Source organism: Micromonospora sp. NPDC050276, assembly GCF_044459545.1.
In the GTDB taxonomy this organism is placed as follows: domain Bacteria; phylum Actinomycetota; class Actinomycetes; order Mycobacteriales; family Micromonosporaceae; genus Micromonospora.
On record NZ_JBITJA010000044.1, the window covers coordinates 1 to 1,173 of the forward strand.

1 pseudogene is annotated in these 1,173 nt (G+C 69.4%); it reads right to left on the minus strand.

The annotated features are described in order from the left end of the window. Positions 1 to 351, minus strand: a pseudogene (locus tag ACIBF8_RS32050) (hypothetical protein); the annotation flags it as partial. Positions 352 to 1,173 lie beyond the last annotated feature (822 nt).

Here is a 1,173-nt window from a genome sequence, read left to right on the forward strand (position 1 = left end):
GTCGTGGTCGTTGGCGTCGCCGAGGTGGCCCAGGTTCTCCAGCTTCGACTCCTGCAGACTCGTCGCGATCGAGATCACCGCGGCCCGCTCAGGCAGGCCGGCCTTCTTCGTCGCGGCGATAATCGCCTTCACGTTCGCGGTCTGCTCATCGTTGAGGGTGATGTGCGACTGCTCGCCCTGGGTGCCGTGTGGGATCAGCTTGCTGGTGTCGGGCTTGTCAGCCTGCACCGCTACCGTGACCGGGGTGGCGTCGACGGGGTTGGCGTGCGCGGCGATCGGACCGGCGAACACACCACCGGCGAACGCGAGACCAGCAACCGACAACATGCTCTTACGAATGATCGTGTTCATGGGGATAGCTCCTTCGGGGGTAGGACACCCCAACCACCACACGGGGGAACGGCGGTCAGGGTGTGAGCACCTCGTCCGGCGCCGCACAAACAAGGGGGGAAGGTCTGGGGGGGTGACGCCCACGTTCACTGGGGCGTCGGGGACGGCGACCTCGCAAGCCCGGGGGGCTCGGGGGCGCCGGGTCGGTGTGTAACGACCGGGGGGCCGGGGTCATTCCGGGGGTGGCCCAACCGTCGGGGCGGTGCCCGAGCGGTCGGTCGTGGGTGCTGCAACGACCCGGGGACCGGGGTCATTCCGGAGCGGGGTCATTCCCGGCGGCCCACCTACCAGCGCCCTGCTCGACGCGGGGTGGCCGGTTGGCCGTGCGGGACCACAACAACCCGGGGGCCCGGGGAGATTCCCGGCGGCCCACCTACCAGCGCCCTGCTCGACGCGGGCGGCCGGTTTGCCGTGGGGACCACAACGACCGGGCACGGGCCGGCATTCCAACCTGCCCGACCCAACCCCAGCGTCGGGGCGGCGGCCGGTGGTGCTGCGATCGTCAGGGTATGTAACGACCCCGCCCCGGCCACGATTCCGGCCCACAGGTGCGACCGGTCAGGCGGAGCCGACACCCCACAAACACCCAGGACCGGACAAACACCCCACGCCGCCCCGTAACCGGGACTCCGAACCGCCGCCACCGGGTGTGATCCACTCGCGTTCACGGAAAACGGGGTATCCCCGACGGCGGTTTCAAGCGGCGGTTGCAACCAGGTGTTTGTGGAGTACCTCGGCTGGATTCTGCCAGTCGAGGGTTTGGCGTGGTCGTCCGTTGAGTTC